The 15,047-nt window shown below is 65.7% G+C and carries 14 protein-coding genes; 6 read left to right on the top strand and 8 right to left on the bottom strand.

Annotated elements, in window-relative coordinates; translation table 11 throughout:
* Positions 1 to 51: 51 nt before the first annotated feature.
* From AC1RKI_RS20160 to AC1RKI_RS20140, 5 genes are all read right to left on the bottom strand, one after another.
* On the bottom strand, positions 52 to 822 hold the full coding sequence (locus AC1RKI_RS20160) for an alpha/beta fold hydrolase (RefSeq protein WP_061958031.1): 771 nt from the start codon (positions 820 to 822) through the stop codon (positions 52 to 54).
* Entirely contained in the window at positions 819 to 1,850 is a 1,032-nt protein-coding gene (locus tag AC1RKI_RS20155; protein ID WP_150979988.1) for a M14 family zinc carboxypeptidase, read from the bottom strand. Before AC1RKI_RS20155 ends, AC1RKI_RS20160 begins: the two co-directional genes overlap by 4 nt.
* 20 nt (positions 1,851 to 1,870) lie before the next feature.
* Entirely contained in the window at positions 1,871 to 2,785 is a 915-nt protein-coding gene (locus AC1RKI_RS20150; RefSeq protein ID WP_061958029.1) for a LysR substrate-binding domain-containing protein, read from the bottom strand.
* Positions 2,786 to 2,966: 181 nt separating this feature from the next.
* Positions 2,967 to 5,108, bottom strand: a complete 2,142-nt coding sequence (locus AC1RKI_RS20145) for a phosphocholine-specific phospholipase C (protein ID WP_492796945.1) — start codon at positions 5,106 to 5,108, stop codon at positions 2,967 to 2,969.
* A gap of 66 nt (positions 5,109 to 5,174) precedes the next feature.
* Positions 5,175 to 5,357 (bottom strand): hypothetical protein, encoded by a 183-nt coding sequence (locus AC1RKI_RS20140; RefSeq protein WP_061958027.1) that lies wholly within the window; start codon positions 5,355 to 5,357, stop codon positions 5,175 to 5,177.
* A gap of 486 nt (positions 5,358 to 5,843) precedes the next feature.
* Between AC1RKI_RS20140 and AC1RKI_RS20135 the strand changes: the two genes are divergently transcribed.
* A complete protein-coding gene (locus AC1RKI_RS20135) occupies positions 5,844 to 6,326 on the top strand; it encodes a hypothetical protein (protein WP_061958026.1) in 483 nt (160 codons plus the stop codon).
* A gap of 193 nt (positions 6,327 to 6,519) precedes the next feature.
* On the opposite strand, the gene AC1RKI_RS20130 is transcribed toward AC1RKI_RS20135, so the two are convergent.
* Positions 6,520 to 7,668, bottom strand: coding sequence for a DSD1 family PLP-dependent enzyme (locus AC1RKI_RS20130; RefSeq protein ID WP_490713798.1), 1,149 nt, complete (start codon positions 7,666 to 7,668; stop codon positions 6,520 to 6,522).
* A gap of 253 nt (positions 7,669 to 7,921) precedes the next feature.
* Between AC1RKI_RS20130 and AC1RKI_RS20125 the strand changes: the two genes are divergently transcribed.
* Complete coding sequence (locus AC1RKI_RS20125; RefSeq protein ID WP_492796947.1) at positions 7,922 to 9,466, top strand: methyl-accepting chemotaxis protein; 1,545 nt, start codon at positions 7,922 to 7,924, stop codon at positions 9,464 to 9,466.
* On the opposite strand, the gene AC1RKI_RS20120 is transcribed toward AC1RKI_RS20125, so the two are convergent.
* Positions 9,463 to 10,068, bottom strand: coding sequence for a 2-hydroxychromene-2-carboxylate isomerase (locus AC1RKI_RS20120; RefSeq protein ID WP_061958023.1), 606 nt, complete (start codon positions 10,066 to 10,068; stop codon positions 9,463 to 9,465). The two genes, AC1RKI_RS20125 and AC1RKI_RS20120, sit on opposite strands and share 4 nt — an antisense overlap.
* Positions 10,069 to 10,117: 49 nt before the next feature.
* Positions 10,118 to 10,846, bottom strand: a complete 729-nt coding sequence (locus tag AC1RKI_RS20115) for an SDR family oxidoreductase (protein ID WP_150979994.1) — start codon at positions 10,844 to 10,846, stop codon at positions 10,118 to 10,120.
* Between the two features lie 158 nt (positions 10,847 to 11,004).
* Here AC1RKI_RS20115 and AC1RKI_RS20110 point away from each other — a divergent pair, with 158 nt between their 5' ends.
* The 4 genes from AC1RKI_RS20110 to alaC all read left to right on the top strand — a co-directional run bounded on the left by AC1RKI_RS20110 (position 11,005) and on the right by alaC (position 14,973).
* Positions 11,005 to 11,874 carry a PadR family transcriptional regulator gene (locus tag AC1RKI_RS20110; RefSeq protein WP_492796950.1) on the top strand — a complete coding sequence of 290 codons (870 nt, stop codon included), beginning with the start codon at positions 11,005 to 11,007 and terminating at the stop codon, positions 11,872 to 11,874.
* Between the two features lie 272 nt (positions 11,875 to 12,146).
* Complete coding sequence (locus AC1RKI_RS20105) at positions 12,147 to 12,971, top strand: siderophore-interacting protein (RefSeq protein WP_227461288.1); 825 nt, start codon at positions 12,147 to 12,149, stop codon at positions 12,969 to 12,971.
* A 133-nt stretch (positions 12,972 to 13,104) separates the two neighbouring features.
* Positions 13,105 to 13,482: a hypothetical protein gene (locus tag AC1RKI_RS20100; protein ID WP_492796952.1), complete on the top strand. Its 378-nt coding sequence runs from the start codon at positions 13,105 to 13,107 to the stop codon at positions 13,480 to 13,482.
* Between the two features lie 273 nt (positions 13,483 to 13,755).
* The gene (alaC, locus tag AC1RKI_RS20095; protein WP_061958018.1) at positions 13,756 to 14,973 is read left to right on the top strand and encodes an alanine transaminase; all 1,218 of its coding nucleotides are present in this window, start codon (positions 13,756 to 13,758) and stop codon (positions 14,971 to 14,973) included.
* Positions 14,974 to 15,047: the final 74 nt, after the last annotated feature.

Here is a 15,047-nt window from a genome sequence, read left to right as displayed (position 1 = left end):
GCCCCGCACCGACAAGCACAACAAAACGTCGCAAACGCCGGATGGCTCACGTCATCCGGCGTTTTTCGTTTGGGCGTCGAAGCGGGATACCGTGTCGCACAGCCATTGGGCGTCATCGTGCGGCAGGTCGTGGCCAGCCCACGGATGCCGCGCCGTATCGACATGCGGCGCCCGCCACGCCCCAGCCAGGCGCGTCGAACAGACCGGATCGACAAGCCGGTCCGCGTCGGACGACACGATCAGGGTCGGGCAAGCCGGCGCCGTCGGCTGCGCGCGGAAGCGCGCGGCGGCGATCAACTGGCGCATCGCCGAGCGGCGCGACACGGGCGCGCTCAGGCCGATCTCCACCCAGCGCGACAGATCCGCATCGCGCGTATCGAGCCGTTCGCACGTCAGTCGATGCACGGTGCGCTCGCAGCGCGCGCGGTCATGCCAATGGCTGGCCATGCCGATCAGGGCGGCCCAGTTTTGCGGCCGCAAGCGTTCGGTTGCGGTGCTGAAGGGGCGCATGCTCGTGTTGATCAGCACCAGTTGCGCAACGTCGGCGGGCCATGCCTGTGCCCAACTGGTGGCTACCATCGCGCCGAGTGACATCGCAAGGATGCGCCACGGACCGTCTGTGCCCGATGCTCGCGCCGCGTCGCGCACGGCCTGCGCCATGCCTGCGACATCGCCGGGCACCGGTTGCTCGCGTGCATGGCCATTGCCCGGCAGATCGATCAGCAGCGGCTGCCCGAGTCCACACGCCGCCCAGCGGGCCGGCAGGTCGTCCCAGTGGCGCGATTCACGCGTCAGCCCGCGCAGGAAGATCCACTGACTCATGGCGCGCCGTTGCGGTTCTGCCAGTGGGCGCGCGCCTGTTCCAGCAAATGCAGGCGATGCGGACCGTGCGGCAGCCAGCGTTCGGGCGCCACCGCCACGCGGCCCAGAAAATCGAACAGGCTCACATGGCGGCGTAGCACCCGCGCGGTGCGGTGCGCCTTGATCGGGTTGAAGATGCCAGCGCGCGAGAACAGCTGGCGCGGGTTTTTCTTGATCCACAGCCACGACCCCAGCTCTAGCGTCATCGGCAGAAACAGGTTGTGCGCGGGCGTGCGGTCGTAGGCGTAGTCCCACAGGTCGCCGTGCAACAGGTACTGGTGGCTTTGCGGCTCGAATGCGTAGCCGTGGTGCGGATGGGCCTGTTCGAACATGGTCTTGAGCAGGTACATCTCCGGAAAATGCGGCATCGGCGCGTGCGTGCGCGCATAGGGAAACCAGATGCTGTCGCGCCAACCGTAGCCCGAATGGCAATCGACGGCAAAGCTGAGCGGCCGCGTCAGCAGTTCCGTTTCCACCACGCGCAGCAGCGCCAGGCTTTCGGGTTCCATCGGCGCCCCGGCGCGGCCGCGATACCACGGCAGCCACGCGCCGATGCGCTGGCCGCCCGCCAGGAAGGGCACCGATGCGTCGGCGTTCTGCGGCGCGTTGCGCATCAGGTCGACGCCGTTCGGATTGGCGCGCGTGGCCACGTACATGCCACCCGGATTGACGATCGGCATGAACACCAGCCGCACCGTTTCCAGCTGGCGATGCAGCAGTTCGTCCCAGGCCAGCCTGCACAACACCGATCGCATGTAGTCGAGCACCAGTTGCGTGCCGATCCGTTCCAGCCCGTGAATGCCGCCGAAGATGCCGATCGCGGGCGCATCGGGTGCGCGCGTGCCGAGGCTCGCCACATGCACGGCAAACGTGTGATCGCGCGCGGCCACGTTGCAGACCACTTCGGTCTGGAACCATGGCGCCCCAAGCTCCAGCAACGCCAGCAACTGGTCGTACTCGGGGAAACTGGGGCGGCCCGGATCGGTCATCGTAGGGGGCGTGGCGACGGTCAGTTCAATATAGGCGCTGGCGGCGGCGCTTCACAGCGGCGGCTGGCCGCGTGGCCCGGCGTCACCAGGCAGTCCAGCAGCGCGCCCACCAGCCGCGTGTTGCAGCGGGTCTTCAGGCAGTACAGGTATTCGTGGATCACGGGCGCATCGTTGGCGAAGCGCACCACGGCCAGCGCGGGATCGTGCGGCACTTCACCGGCGGGCATTACGCTCGCGCCGAGGTTGTGCCGAATCGCCTCGCAGATCGCCTCGCGGCTGCCGATGACGGTGTGCGCGGGCAGCTCCGCGCCCACCGCATGCAGCGCGGATTCGGTGGCTTCGCGCGTCATCGATCCTTGCTCGCGCACCAGCAGATGGCAGCCCGACAATTCGGCTACGTCGACATGCACGCGACGCGCGAGCGGATGCGCGGGATGCACCACCAGCACCATCGGATCCGCTGCCAGCATCACGCGATGCAGCCGGGCGTCGCCGAGCGCGTGCGACGACACGGCGGCATCGATGCGATATTCGTAGAGCGCATCGATCATCTGCTTGGAGTTGCCGATCTGGATGCTGATCTCGATGGCCGGATAGCGCTGGCGAAACGCGGCCACGCTGCGCAGGATGTAGTAGGGGCCGGTGGCGCCGATGCGCAGGTTGCCAAAGCTCAGGTTGCCGGCATTGCGCAGCAGGAAATCGGCGTTGCTTTCCTGCTGGGTGATTTGCTCGGCCAGCGGCATCAGCGCTACGCCCACGTCGCTCAGGTCCACGCGGCCGGCGCGGCGGTGGAACAGTTCCACGCCGTAAAGGTCTTCGAGTTGCCGGATCCGCCCGGTGACGGTGGGCTGACTCACGCGCAACTGGCGCGCGGCGGTCGTGATGCTGCCTTGTCGAGCCACCTCGTAAAACGTCATCAACAGGTCGCCAAGCATGCAAGTCCCGGGAGAGCCAGATCAGCCCGGGACTTTAAGTCGGAAATATGACAGCGTGACGACCGACCCACACGTTCGGCGCGACCCACCACGCCGCGCCTGCGTCCGTCGGCGTGCGTGCAGGCGCGCGGGAGCGCGACGGAAATCGCTGCCCGCGCGCCGGGCCAAGTGCGTCGGCGTGTCAGCCGCCCATCGCCGGGTCCGACGTGGTGTGCGTGCCGTTTTCCAGCCGGCCGGCAAAGCGGCGGCTGAATCCGCCTTGCTGCGTGGTCACCGTGAAGTCATACCAGTTTGCCTGGGAGCCCACCGGCCAGTGTTGGTCCAGTTCCTTGCCGGGCGGCAGTTCGAACGCCCAGGGGCCGTCGTTGCGATAGGCGTTGGGCTTCACGGTGAACGTGCATGCCGTGCTGCCGCGATTGATCAGCGTGAGCCAGACGTGCGCATTGGCTTCGTCGTAGCAGACGCGGATCTCGGGCGCGGCGCCACCGCCGGCCGTCTTCTGCGCGCTGACGTCGCCGGCGAACGCGCGGTGGAAACCGTTCGGGCCCAGCACCCAGAGGTCATAGCGGCCGTTGTCGGCCAGTACATCGAGCTTGGCGTCGAACGACTGGCCCGCATCGATCGCGTAGCGGCGCGGTACGTTGCCGAGGTTGAGCTTGTCATAGACATGGAACACCGCGGCCTGCTTGCCGTCGTTCTTGAAGCGCAGCCAGAACGTGTTGGTGTTCGGATCTTCCAGGCCGCTGACGTGCAGTGAATACGGCAGCGCGCGTGACGGCCGCGTGCCTGACTGCTGTTTGGGCATGGTCTGCGTGGCGACGCTTGGCGCGGGGATCTGCGCCTTGGCATCCTGCGCCGCGCGCAGTGCGTCGGCATCGGTCTTGATCAGCGGCGTGAAGGCCAGCGCGGCGTTGCCATTCGGATTGACGAAGTCGAAGGCCGAAGTCAGGTCGCCCATGATCGCGCGGCGGTACGCGCTGATGTTGGTCTCGGCCACGCCAAAGCGCTGCTCCAGGAAGCGCAGCACCGAGGTGTGGTCGAACACCTGCGAGTTGACCCAGCCGCCGCGGCTCCACGGCGACACCACGTACATCGGCACGCGCGGGCCGGGGCCGAATGGCGTCTTGTCGAGGCTGTAGTACTCCGGCGATGCATCCATCGACGTGTAGCCGATTGGCTTGCCGGTGCTGTCGAGCGCGGGGGCGCACGGCGGCGGCAGATGGTCGAAGAAGCCGTCGTTCTCGTCGAAATTGATCAGCAGGACCGTGCGGCTCCAGACGTCGGGATTGGCGGTCAGCGCGTCCAGCACCTGCTGCGTGTACCACGCGCCCTGCACCGGGCTGGACGGCCCCGGATGCTCCGAATAGGTGGCGGGCGCGACGATCCACGAAACCTGCGGCAGCGTGCCGGCCGCCACGTCGTCGCGCAGTGCCTGCAGGAAGCCGTTGTCCGGCATGGTGTTGGCAATGCCCTTGTACAGCGGGTTGCCGGCGTCGTCCGCCGCAGTGTAGGCGGGATACGGCGACCCGTTGGCCGCGTTGCCGCGCGCAGCGTTGGCGGCGCGATATTGCTGGAAGCCGGCCAGCGGATTGTCGGTGAAGTTGTCCGGCATGTTCTGGTAGACCTTCCATGTCACGCCGGCGGCCTGCAGGCGCTCGGGGTAGGTGGTCCACGTGTAGTTGATGCCGGTGGCGTCGAGCGAATCGCCGCTGTTGTCGATGACCGGGCCGCCGTTCTTGCCGAACGGATCGTTGGTGCCGGTCCAGTGGAACAGGCGGTTGGTGTTGGTGCCGCCGTGGAAGCTGCAGTGATAGGCGTCGCAGAGCGTGAACGCATCGGCCAGCGCGAACTGGAAGCCAAGCTCCTGCTGCGTGTAGTAACCCATCGATTGCGTCTTCTTCGATGTCGGCCACGCGCTCATGCGACCCAGGTCCCACGCGGCCTGCCCATCGGGCTGGCTGTGCGGCGTGCCGCTCACGCGCTGCGCGTTGCCGACCGACTGGTCGAGGTGATACGGCAGCACGATACGGTTGGTGTTGCCGCTGGCGTAGGTCTGCTGGAACACATTGCGTCCGCCGGGCAGCGGAATCGGGAAGCGGTCGCCAAAGCCGCGCACCCCTTTCATCGTGCCGAAGTAGTTGTCGAACGAGCGGTTCTCCTGCATCAGGATGACCACGTATTCGACATCGCGAATCGATTTGGTGGCGTTATTGGCGGGAATTGCCAGGGCGCGCCGGATGGCGGGCGGGAAGGCGGCAAGCGCGGCGGTGGCGGCGGCGCTGCCGCCGGCCATCTTCAGAAAGTTGCGTCGGCTGGAAGTCATGTCGTTGTTTGGGAAGTTCGGTTTGCGCGAAAAGGTGCGTAGGTCGGGTCGGACGTTGCGCAGGCCTCAGGGCGCGCACTTCATTTGCGGTTTGACTTCGGGCGTGCCAGCGTCGGGCTTGTTGGGCGACGGGTTGCCGTTGTTGTTGTCGTCGCCGCCGCCGCAGGCGGTCAGCGCCGTGCAGAGTAGCAGGGCGGCCAGCATGCCCAGCGGGCGAACCCGGGCAATGTGTCGGATGGCTTCGGTCATGGTCGTGTCTCTTGCGGGGGAGGGCCCGGCAGCCTGCGCCGCCCGGGCAAATGCGTGGTGGCATATGCGCTGTGCAGCGTAAGCAACGGCAACGGCACCCCGGTGACATCCAACCGAAAGTTTCCGATCCCGGTATTCGCACTTTTTGGTGCGTAATGTGCAGACATTGGAATTGCCTGCCAGGGGAGGGGATCCCCGTCGCGCACCCGCGTTTCAATCCCTCGAAATGCAAATTGGATGCTGCAATGCACCAAGCGCTGTGCTAAGGTTTTAGGCGTTTCCCTCAAGAAAGTGCGCACACGGCTCGCCGTCCGATCTGCGCCAGTTTCCGGGAAACCGCGCCAGTCCTGCGTTGCAGGGCGATGGCGCGGGCATTGACCTCAAAGCACCATTCTTGTTGCGGCCGCAACGCGCCGTGACCTTGCTTGTAAACGGGGCATGCTGCCACCAATCTGGTAGGCGGAAGGGCGCTTGCAGGAGCTGTATATGGAAAAAGAAACCGGTTACGTCTGGCATTACACAGTGGGTACGCCGTTGGCCGAGATTGCGCGGTCCGGCAGTCTCTTGCCGGCTGCCGCCCGTACACCCGATCCCCGCTCTTGCGAGGAAATCCTCTGGTTCTCGCGCAATCAGCAATGGGACCCGTCCGCCATGAAGGACGATGGGCTGAGCCAGGCGCGCCACGCCCTCACGCGTGCCGCGCTGCACATGCGTTTTGGCCTGTATCGGTTTGGCCTGCCGGAGGCCGATATTCGCCTCTTACCGTGGCCGACCGTGACGCGCGTGGCCGACATCGACGTGCCCGAGGCCATGAACATGGTTGCCACCGGGCTGCGCTGCGGCGCCGCCCCGACCGACTGGATCGGCACGCTGTCGGCGATACCGCTCGACGATTTGCGCTTCGAGCGTTGGACCGGCACATCCTGGGTGCCGGCCGACCTGAACGAACTGGTTGCCCAGTCCGCCTGAGATGCGCTGGGATGTACTCAGATGCGCCGCGATGCGCCTGAGTTGAGCCTCAAGCACCCCTTAGTCCCGCTTAGCGATTGCGCATGAATCGCGTCGACATTGCGGCCCCGGTCGCGACCTGATCACATCCCGCACCATCCTGCTCGCATCCGTTGTGCCATCGATGCGGATGCTGCGTGCCGGGTACGGCGCGTCAGCGGCTCAATCCACGCGCCGCCACCGGCCACACGCATTCCACCACGCCGCCCCGCACGCCCACCAACTCGTCGTACAGATTGAGCGTGGGATCGCAGTGACCGGGCACCAGCATCATGCGGCTGCCCAGCGGCGGCAGCCCCCCAGTTGAGGTTCCGGATTTCGGCATGACGATGCCGTGCTCGTCGTTGGCGGCCACGTAGTCGAGCGTTGCCGACGCGGCGCCATCGTCCCAGATCCAAGGCAGACCGGAATCGACCGCCATCGACTTGAGGCCCGCATCGACCACAACGCGATCGCGCGCGGCCACACTCATGACGGCCGTGGCGATAAACAGGCTGTGCTCGAAGCGCAGCGCCCCCGCGTAAGTATTGGCGCCGTAGTCGGCATCCATGAACACATAGGAGCCCGGCTGGATCTCGGTGTAGACGCCGCTTGCCAGATCGAACTCGACGCTGCCGCTGCCGCCGCCCGTGACCACCTCGCACGCCACGCCGGCCGCTTCCAGTTGTGCGATCACCGCGCCGGTACGGTCCGCCGCACGTGCCGCGCCATCGCGACGCTCATGCCAGCCGCGCAGATGCTGGATGCCGCCGTGATACGCCTGCAGGCCACGCATCGTCAGTTGGGGATGGGCGTTGATGCGCTCCACCAGTGCCAGCACCGCCGCGCCGTCGGCTACGCCGCAGCGGCCTTGTCCCACGTTGATTTCGACGAAAACGTCCAGTTGCGTGCCGGCCGTCTGCGTGGCGACGGCGAGGGCGTCCACCTGCGCCACATCGTCGACACATACGCTGATGCGCGCGTGCCTGGCCAGTTCGGCCGCCAGCGCGGCCTTCGCCGGGCCCGCCACCTCGTTGCTGATATGGATGTCACGCACGCCCGCGCGCACGAATGGCACCGCTTCGCTGACCTTCTGGCAGCAGATCCCCACGGCGCCGCGTGCGATCTGCACCAGCGAGATGTCGGGGCATTTATGCGCCTTGGCGTGCGGGCGCAGCTTCACGCCGGCGTGATCGGCGGCGGCCTGCATGCGGTCCACATTGCGCGAGAACGTGTCCAGGTCGAGCACCAGGGAAGGTGTGTCGATGGTGTCGGCAGCTTGGCCAGGTTGCGCGGCAGGTGGCAGGGCGAAGGAAATGGACATGGCTTGGCGGCAAATAAAACCGGATAACGGCGAAGGAGGGCAAATCGAGGGCAAATCGAGGCGCAGCGTAGCACGACGCGCGCGACGCGCTATCGGGGCACCGGATGCGCCGCGATGGGCCTCGGCAAGTGGATGTGGATCCACTTATGTTGACACGAATTTGATCTGGAGCAAATGGCCCGCATCACCGACCTCAAGCTTAAAGGGCAAGGGTCGTTAAGGCTGGGCTGGATCCCTACGAGTCGAGCCCCCGATGAACAACGTGAGTATTCGCCATGGCCTGCTGGCGACGCTGGTGATATTTGGACTGATGATCGTTTTTGGCGCCGCGCTCGGCGTCAGCCAACTGAGTGCGGCCAGCGATTCGGCCGAACGCATTCATCTGGTGTCGTCTCGGGCGTTGCTGCTCAACGATGCCTACAAGGACATGACGCGGGCGCGATCCGCACTGACGCGGGCTTACAGTTCGGCCAAGGCGGGCGGTCAAGTGAATGCCGACGCAATCGCCAGCGCGGAAAAGTCGATCGGCAAGTCGCGCGACGAACTCCAGGCCTTCGAGAGGGCGCCCGCGCTGGTCGGACAGGACGCATCGACGCGCGACGACATCGTCGCGGCTGGCGTGGCGCATATGGACGTGGTGAAGCAGGGCTTGGAAGCGCTGCGCAAGGGCGATGCCGATGCCTACGCCGCCATCAACGACCGGGACATCACCGCGTCCGGCGCCAAATATTCCGCGGGTGTCGAGCGCTTCCAGCAATTCGCGATCAAGCTGAACGACGATGCGCTGGCCGACGAGCGTGCGCGCCTGAGCCGTGTGATCGTGCTGGTGTGCGTGGGGCTGACGCTGTCGGCGCTGCTGATCGTCGCCGTGCATCTGGCGCTGCGCAAGCTGGTGGTGACGCCGCTGAACCGGGCCTGCGAGCTGATCATGCGCGTGGCCGACGGCGATTTGAGCATCGCGGTGCCCAAGGCGGGGCGCAACGAGATCGGCCAGTTGCTCGATGCGCTGGCGCGCATGCAGCACGGCCTGACGCAGACTGTGGCCAAGGTCCGCGCGGGGTCCGACGCCGTGACGATCGGCGCGCGCGAAATCGCTGCCGGCAATACCGATTTGTCGTCGCGTACCGAGCAGCAATCGTCGGCGCTGGAAGAAACCGCGGCCAGCATGGAGCAACTGACGTCTACGGTAGGCAACAACGCGGAAAGCGCCACGCGCGCCAGTGGCCTTGCGCGTGATGCGGCCGATCTGGCCACGCGGGGCGGCGAGGTGGTGCGCGGCGTGGTGAAGACGATGAACGAGATCAATGCGAGTTCGCAGAAGATCGTCGACATCATTGGCGTGATCGACGGCATTGCGTTCCAGACCAATATCCTGGCGCTGAACGCCGCCGTGGAAGCGGCGCGCGCCGGCGAGCAGGGCCGGGGATTTGCCGTGGTGGCTGGCGAAGTGCGCAGCCTCGCGCAGCGCAGCGCCAATGCCGCCAAGGAAATCAAGGCGCTGATCGATTCATCGGTGGACAAGGTGGGCGCCGGCAGCGCGCAAGTGGAACAGGCTGGCAGCACCATCGAGGATATCGTGGCGGCCGTGAAGCGTCTTGCCGATACGGTGAGCGAGATTTCCGCCGCATCGATCGAACAATCGAGCGGCATCACGCAGGTCAGCGAGGCGGTGTCGCAAATGGAGCAGGTGAACCAGCAGAATGCCGCGCTGGTGGAGCAGGCGGCCGCCGCAGCCGATGCGCTGGAATCGCAGGCCAACCAGCTGGCCGCGGCGGTGACGGTGTTCCGGCTCGCTTAAGCCTTGCGCGGACCGGCGAGCTGTTCTTCGACGAACAACAGCCGGTCGTTGCCCCAGAACAGCTCGCCATCGACGATAAAGCTGGGCGCGCCAAAAATGCCGCGCGCCACGGCGTCCTCGGTGACCTGCTTCAGCTCGGCTTTGACCTCGGGGTCGTCGAGCATTGCCAGCGCTTCGCGCGGATCGAATCCGGCTGCAACCAGAACCTTGCCGATCTCGTTCGGATCGTTGAGGTTTTTGCCCGTTTCCCACATCGCGCTGAAAATCGCCGCCACATAGCGGTGAAATTCGGCTTCGCCCTTGCGGCGATAGCCGATGGCGCCGCGCATCAGCGCCAGGGTGTTGATCGGGAAGAACGGGTTGTGCAGGAACGGCGCGTCGTAGCGCTGGGCCCAGCGCCGGACATCGCCGTTGGACCAGTCGCTCTTGGCCGGGATTTCCATCGGGCTATGGTTGCCCGTCGCCTTGAACACACCACCCAGCAGCATGGGCCGCCAGACGATGGTCGCGCCCGTGCGCGCCGCCACGCGCGGCAGTTCCTTGTACGCCAGATACGAGTAGGGGCTGCCGAAATCGAAATAGAACTCCACCTGCTTGCTCATCGTGTTGTCTCCTCAGTGGTTGGCGTTGCTAGTCGTTAGTTGGCGTGGCTTACCAGCGTTCGATCCAGGGACGGATATCGAGTTCGTGCGTCCACGCATCGCGCGGCTGCTGATGCAGCATCCAGTAGGTGTCCGCGATGTGGTCCGGGTTGACGATGCCGTCCTGCGCCTTGGTGGCGTAGCGCTCGGGAAAATTGTCGCGGATAAAGGCCGTATCGATCGCGGCGTCGATGATCAGGTGCGCCACGTGGATATTCTTGGGCCCGAGTTCGCGCGCCATGCTTTGCGCCAGCGCGCGCAGCCCATGCTTGGCGCCGGAAAAGGCCGACAGGCCTTCGCGTCCGCGCGTGCTGGCGGTGGCGCCGGTGAAGAAGATCGACCCGCGCTGCCGCGGCACCATCACGCGCGCGGCTTCGCGGCCCATCAGGAAGCCCGCGAAGCAAGCCATCTCCCAGACCTTGAAGTACACCCGCGAGGTGGTGTCCAGAATCGGAAAGTTCACGTTGGCGCCGATATTGAACACGGCCACTTCCAGCGGACCGATGTCGCGCTCGATGCGCTCGATCATCGCGGTGGTTTCTTCTTCCTTGCGGGCGTCGCAGGCAAAGGCATGCGCTTCGCCGCCGTCGGCGCGGATTTGCTCGACCAGTGGCGCCAGCTTGTCGGCGTTGCGCCGGGTGACGCAGGCCGCATAGCCTTCGCGGGCAAACCGCCGCGCAATCGCGCCGCCAGTGGCGTCGCCGGCGCCTACGACCAGTACGGCTTTCTTTTCAGGCATGGGTGTCTCCTCCTGCCAGGTTGGGAAAAAGCGGATAGGTGCGAGTGACTTGCATTGTGACAGGAACTAGGCGGTTGCACGCATCGCACATCCGACCTTGACTTTATATCGTACGATATATATCTTACGATAAGTCTTACGATATATCGGAGAGCGCGATGCGACATCCCTTCGGGCACATGGATCACCCCCATCATCATCATTTCGACCATCGCCACGGCCACTACGACGGTCGTCATGACGATCATCCCGGCGGTCACGGTTTTTCGGGCGAGCACGGCTGTCACGCCCACAGCCGGCGCCACGCGCACGGCCCCCGCTCTGATCGCGACGCCGGATGGCATGCGGAAGGACGTGGCCCGCGCGATCCGTTCGCGGCGTTCTCGCGCATGGCGGCGGCCTACTGGTATCGCGCGGTCGGCCGGCGCGGGGGTGGCGGTTTCTGGTCCCACGGTGGCGGCGGAGACTGGGACGGCGGCGACGGGTTTGACGGCGAGAGCCTGCGCCGTGGGCGCAAGTTCAGCGCGGAAGACCTGCAACTGCTGATCCTGTCGCTGCTCGACGAAAAGCCCTCGCACGGCTATGAACTGATCAAGGCGCTGGAAACGCGCACGGGCGGCTTCTACAAGCCCAGCCCGGGCGTCGTGTATCCGGCCCTCACGTTCCTGGAAGACTTGGGCTACGCGACGGTAGACACCGAAGGCAACAAGAAGCGCTATCAGTTGTCCGATGCCGGGCGCGACTACCTGAATGCCAATCGCGAACGGCTGGAGCAAATGGTGGCCCGCCTGCAGCATGTGGCGCGCAAGATGGACTGGATGCGGCGTGCCATGAGCGGACAGCCTCAGCGCGCGCCCGATGAGGGCGGCTGGGTGCCGGAATACGTGCAGGCCCGCACGCGCCTGAAGCAGGTACTGACCGAGCGCAGCGGCGACGCGGTCGACGAGCAGCGCCGCATCGCCGCAATCCTGATGCGTGCCGTGGACGAGATCGAGCGCGGTGCGCACCCCGGAAACCCCGACGCATGATCATCCAGATGTCATGCCATGTCCGGCGGCGGTTGCCGGCTGCGCCAGCGCGCGGGCGACGCCGCGCCCGGACGCACCGCGCCCCATGCGGCCGACTGTCGCCGATGATCGCCGCGCGCTGACCTGACTTTTCGTCGCGCACGATCCAGGCGCGACCACGCATTCCAAAGCCCCACAAAAGGACAGCGATGATGCCGGCCGTTTCGCTCTTGTTTTCCCGAATGTCCTCGCCGCCAGCGCCGGCCGGCGGCAGCGTTACCTCAAGGAATTCCATGACCGCAAATCGCGACCTGACCGTACAGCGCGTTCGCCATCCGCTGAAGATGCGCCTGCTGAAGGTGCTGCGCACCCGCAACGTCTCGCCCCAACTGCTGCGCGTCACGCTGGGCGGCGACGATCTTGCCGATTTCACCTCGGCTTCGTTCGACGATCACATCAAGGTGTTCTTCCCCGCGCCGGGCGCCGAAAAGCCAGTGCTGCCACAGGTGGGCGCCGACGGCATCGTGTTTCCGGAAGGCCAGCCGCGGCCCGAAGCGCGCGACTACACGCCGCGCCGCTTCGATGCCGCGGCGCACGAGTTGGACATCGAGTTCGTGCTGCATGGCGATGGCCCTGCATCGACTTGGGCCGCTCAGGCACGGCCCGGCCAGTACCTGGGCGTTGGCGGTCCGCGCGGGTCGTTCGTGGTCCCGCATGCGTTCGACTGGCATCTGCTGATCGGCGACGACACGGCATTGCCGGCCATCGGCCGCCGTATCGAGGAACTCGGGCCCGACGCGCGCGTGATCGTGGTGGCTGAAGTGGCCGATGCATCCGCGCGGATTCCGCTCGCCACCGGCCCGCGTGCCGAGGTGCACTGGATCCATCGCGACGAGCATGGCCCCGGCACGCCGGAAGGCAGCCAGTTGGCGCCCGCGCTGCGCCGGCTGGCGCTGCCCGAGGGCGAAGGCTATGTGTGGGCCGCAGGCGAGGCCGTCGCCATGCGCGCGGTGCGCCAGTACCTGGTGGCCGAGCGCGGCATCGACAAGGCGCGCATCCGCGCGTCGGCGTACTGGAAGCGCGGCAATGCCGCAGTCCACGAGACCATCGACGACTGAGCGGAAAGAACTGGCGGAAAGAACTGGCGCGAAAAATTGGTGGTAAGACCGCGCGGAAATCTTGCATCCCGCCACCCCATGACAGGGCCGTGCCACTACACTGGAAAGCACCTCCATTGCCACGGGATTTGCCATGTCGCACCTTCGCCTGCTGCCGTGCCTTGTCGCCTTCGGCCTTGCCGCCTGCGCGCCGGATTCCGTGCGCAACTACGAGGCGCATGGCCTGAACAAATATCTCGACAAGATCCAGAGCGTGTGCGCCGGCACGCGGCTGGGCGATCATGAATTGGGCGAGTGGCTGCGCAGCGGTACCAACGATAGCGACAGCGACTACGTCTACTGGCTCGACCAGACATCGCGCCTCTACTACAACCGCGTCAGCGTGCCCGAGTATCGCGATTCGATCGCTGGCGCGCTCGGCGGCGCCAAGCCCAATGCCGAGGCGCTCGATTGCATCGTGAAAAATCTCCCGCCCGACCGGCCAACCAAGGTGCCGGGGTCGATCCTCTAGCGGGTGGGGGCCAGCGGCCATCCCCGCTCATCCGGCCGCCATCATTCGACTGCCATCATTCGACTGCCATCGCGCCGACGACGGTCCGTGACGCGGCATGGCTCGCCATGCCGCGAATCCTGCGACCGCTGCCACGCCCGCATCGCGTTGCGGGATCGCACATTCTCCAGTTGTGCAAACGGGTATGGCTGGCTATGATCGATGCCCAGTGACCGACACAGCGGTCGCGACGTCGCTCGGACGGTTCCGGGCGCTTACGTAAAGGACTTCCCCATGACTGCCGAATCCGGCAAGCGCCGCTTTGCGCGCATCGATCGTCTTCCCCCCTACGTTTTCAATATCACTGCCGAGCTCAAGATGGCCGCCCGCCGACGTGGCGAGGACATCATCGACATGAGCATGGGCAATCCCGATGGCGCCACGCCGCCGCATATCGTCGCCAAGCTCGTCGATGCGGCGCAGCGGCCCGATACACACGGATATTCGGCGTCCAAAGGCATTCCGCGACTGCGCCGCGCCATATCGCACTGGTATCGCGAGCGCTACGACGTCGAGATCGATCCGGACAAGGAAGCCATTGTCACGATCGGCTCCAAGGAAGGCCTGGCGCATCTGATGCTGGCAACGCTCGATCGCGGCGACACGGTGCTGGTGCCGGATCCGAGCTATCCCATCCATATCTACGGCGCGGTGATCGCCGGCGCCGATATCCGCTCGGTGCCGCTGACGCCGGGCGTCGACTTCTTCGCCGAACTCGAACGCGCGATTCGCGGCAGCTATCCGAAGCCGAAGATGATCGTGCTGGGATTTCCGTCGAACCCGACCGCGCAATGCGTGGAACTCGATTTCTTCGAGCGTGTGATCGCGCTGGCGCGCAAGCACGAAATTTTCGTCGTGCATGACCTGGCCTACGCCGATATCGTGTTCGACGGATGGAAGGCGCCGTCGATCATGCAGGTGCCCGGCGCCAAGGATATTGCCGTGGAATTCTTCACGCTGTCGAAGAGCTACAACATGGCCGGCTGGCGCGTCGGCTTCATGGTCGGCAATCCCGATCTGGTGGCCGCGCTGACACGCATCAAGAGCTATCACGACTACGGCACGTTCACGCCTGTCCAGGTCGCGGCGATTGCCGCGCTGGAAGGTGACCAGCAATGCGTGAAGGAAATCGCCGCGCAATACCAGTCGCGCCGCGATGTACTGGCGCGCGGCCTGATCGAGTCCGGTTGGCCCGTCGATATCCCCAAGGCATCGATGTATATCTGGGCGCGTATTCCCGAGCCGTATCGCGCGCTTGGATCGCTGGAGTTTGCCAAGCAGTTGCTGGCCAAGGCGAAGGTTTCGGTATCGCCCGGTATTGGTTTTGGCGACTACGGCGACGAATACGTGCGCTTCGCGCTGATCGAAAACGAATCCCGTATTCGTCAGGCGGTGCGCGGCATCAAGGCGATGTTCCGCGCCGACGGTCTGATCAAGGCACCTGCAGCCTGAACGGACGCCTCCACCGGCTTGGATCCACGTCATCCGAAGCGCCGTTGAAGCATGCCCGCCCGCGTCCCGCGTCG

This window comes from Cupriavidus sp. GW822-FHT06G04, from assembly GCF_058799075.1.
Note: the sequence above shows the minus strand (reverse complement) of the source record. Positions and strands in the feature narration are given on the sequence as shown.